The sequence below is a fragment of the Sporocytophaga myxococcoides genome (genome assembly GCF_000775915.1).
In the GTDB taxonomy this organism is placed as follows: domain Bacteria; phylum Bacteroidota; class Bacteroidia; order Cytophagales; family Cytophagaceae; genus Sporocytophaga; species Sporocytophaga myxococcoides_A.
The window spans coordinates 1-3,232 of record NZ_BBLT01000025.1; the positions used below are offsets into that span (position 1 = coordinate 1).

Genomic DNA, 3,232 nt, shown 5'->3' on the forward strand with positions numbered 1-3,232 from the left:
AGCTGTACTCTTGATTTCTATGACGTTCCCTGCTGTCAGTAGGGGCCAACGTTATAGGGACAAGCGAATAAGTGCACATGGTGGATGCCTTGGCGATTACAGGCGATGAAGGACGTAGTAGCTTGCGATAAGCTGCGGGGAGTGAGCAAACACACTTTGATCCGCAGATTTCCGAATGGGGAAACCCGGCCTTTTAGGTCATTGCATACTGAATACATAGGTATGCAAAGCGAACGCGGCGAACTGAAACATCTAAGTAGCTGCAGGAAAAGAAATCAACCGAGATTCCCAAAGTAGTGGCGAGCGAAATGGGATGAGCCTGTACGTGATAGTCGATTGGATAGTGGAACAACCTGGAAATGTTGGCCATAGCGGGTGATAGCCCCGTACACGAAATCCAAACGGTGATACTAAGCGTACGACAAGTAGGGCGGGACACGAGAAATCCTGTCTGAACATGGGGGGACCATCCTCCAAGGCTAAATACTCGTAATCGACCGATAGTGAACCAGTACCGTGAGGGAAAGGCGAAAAGAACCCCGGGAGGGGAGTGAAATAGATCCTGAAACCGTGTGCATACAAACAGTCGGAGCCTCTTTATGGGGTGACGGCGTACCTTTTGTATAATGGGTCAGCGACTTACATTCAGTGGCGAGGTTAACCGAATAGGGGAGCCGTAGAGAAATCGAGTCCGAACAGGGCGACAGTCGCTGGGTGTAGACCCGAAACCAAGTGATCTACCCATGGCCAGGATGAAGGTGCGGTAACACGCCCTGGAGGTCCGAACCCACTAATGTTGAAAAATTAGGGGATGAGCTGTGGGTAGGGGTGAAAGGCTAAACAAACTTGGAAATAGCTGGTTCTCTCCGAAAACTATTTAGGTAGTGCCTCAAGTATCACCATCGGGGGTAGAGCACTGTTATGGCTAGGGGCTCATTGCGAGTTACCAAACCATTGCAAACTCCGAATACCGATGAGTGCGAGCTTGGGAGACAGACGTCGGGTGCTAACGTCCGGCGTCAAGAGGGAAACAACCCAGACCGCCAGCTAAGGTCCCAAAGATTGGCTAAGTGGAAAACGAAGTGGGAAGGCTAAAACAGTCAGGATGTTGGCTTAGAAGCAGCCACCATTTAAAGAAAGCGTAATAGCTCACTGATCGAGTCGTCCTGCGCGGAAGATGTAACGGGGCTAAGCCAGTCACCGAAGCTGCGGATATGTCTTTGACATATGGTAGGAGAGCGTTCTGTAAGCCTGCGAAGGTGTCTTGTGAAGGATGCTGGAGGTATCAGAAGTGCGAATGCTGACATGAGTAGCGATAATGCGGGTGAAAAGCCCGCACGCCGTAAGCCCAAGGTTTCCTGTTCAACGTTCATCGGAGCAGGGTGAGTCGGCCCCTAAGGCGAGGCAGAGATGCGTAGCTGATGGGAAGCAGGTTAATATTCCTGCACCGTCGTATGATGCGATGGGGGGACGGATCGCGGAAGGTTGTCCAGCTGTTGGAATAGCTGGTTTCTGGTTCATAGAAGGCGCTTAGGCAAATCCGGGCGCGGAATTCAAGGGACTGGGACGTGTAGCCATGTGCTACGAAGCAATCGGAAGTGGTTCCAAGAAAAGCCTCTAAGCTTCAGTCATACGAGACCGTACCGCAAACCGACACAGGTGGGCGAGATGAGTATTCTAAGGCGCTTGAGAGAACTCGGGAGAAGGAACTCGGCAAATTGGTACCGTAACTTCGGGATAAGGTACGCCCCGGTAGCTTGACTGCTTTACTGCAGAAGGGTGAAAGGGTTGCAATAAACTGGTGGCTGCGACTGTTTAATAAAAACACAGCACTCTGCAAACACGAAAGTGGACGTATAGGGTGTGACGCCTGCCCGGTGCTGGAAGATTAAATGATGGGGTGCAAGCTCTTGATTGAAGTCCCAGTAAACGGCGGCCGTAACTATAACGGTCCTAAGGTAGCGAAATTCCTTGTCGGGTAAGTTCCGACCTGCACGAATGGCGTAACGATGGCCACACTGTCTCCTCCCGAGACTCAGCGAAGTTGAAATGTTTGTGATGATGCAATCTACCCGCGGCTAGACGGAAAGACCCCATGAACCTTTACTGTAGCTTTACATTGGACTTTGAACCAATCTGTGTAGGATAGGTGGGAGGCTTTGAAGCGGGGACGCCAGTTCTCGTGGAGCCATCCTTGAAATACCACCCTGGTTTGTTTGAGGTTCTAACCTTGGTCCGTTATCCGGATCGGGGACAGTGTATGGTAGGCAGTTTGACTGGGGCGGTCTCCTCCTAAAGTGTAACGGAGGAGTTCGAAGGTACGCTAGGTACGGTCGGACATCGTGCTAATAGTGCAATGGCATAAGCGTGCTTAACTGCGAGACCGACAAGTCGAGCAGGTACGAAAGTAGGACATAGTGATCCGGTGGTTCTGTATGGAAGGGCCATCGCTCAACGGATAAAAGGTACTCTGGGGATAACAGGCTGATTCCTCCCAAGAGTTCATATCGACGGGGGAGTTTGGCACCTCGATGTCGGCTCATCACATCCTGGGGCTGTAGCCGGTCCCAAGGGTATGGCTGTTCGCCATTTAAAGTGGTACGTGAGCTGGGTTTAAAACGTCGTGAGACAGTTTGGTCCCTATCTGCCGTGGGCGTTGGAAATTTGAAGGGGGCTGCTCCTAGTACGAGAGGACCGGAGTGGACGAACCTCTGGTGTACCGGTTGTCACGCCAGTGGCATTGCCGGGTAGCTAAGTTCGGAAGAGATAACCGCTGAAAGCATCTAAGCGGGAAACTTGCCTTGAGATGAGATTTCCCGGAGCCTTGAGCTCCTTGAAGGGTCGTTCGAGACCAGGACGTTGATAGGCTGGGTGTGGAAGTGCAGTAATGCATTAAGCTAACCAGTACTAATTGCCCGTACGGCTTGTCCCTATAACCTTGGTAGGCTATAGACAAGTCAAGAATACAGCTGCAGTTTGTTGATACTGCTGCCCCAAGAATAAGAAAAACTACTTCTTCCCAGATTGCGAATTTTGACCATGTGGTCAAAGTTCATACAAGTCAAAGCCTGATGACCATAGCAAGTCGGTCCCACCCCTTCCCATCCCGAACAGGACCGTGAAACGACTTTGCGCCGATGATAGTGCTGCAACCAGTGTGAAAGTAGGTTATCGTCAGGCTAGTTATAAGAAAAAGCCCGCAGAGTGATCTCTGCGGGCTTTTTTGCTTTGC

Annotated in this window: 2 rRNA genes; both read left to right on the top strand. The window is 51.1% G+C overall.

From position 1 onward, the window contains the following. Window positions 1-57: 57 nt before the first annotated feature. A 23S ribosomal RNA gene (locus MYP_RS24505) occupies window positions 58-2,932 on the top strand. Window positions 2,933-3,067: 135 nt separating this feature from the next. Continuing rightward, window positions 3,068-3,180, top strand: a 5S ribosomal RNA gene (gene rrf / locus MYP_RS24510). Window positions 3,181-3,232 lie beyond the last annotated feature (52 nt).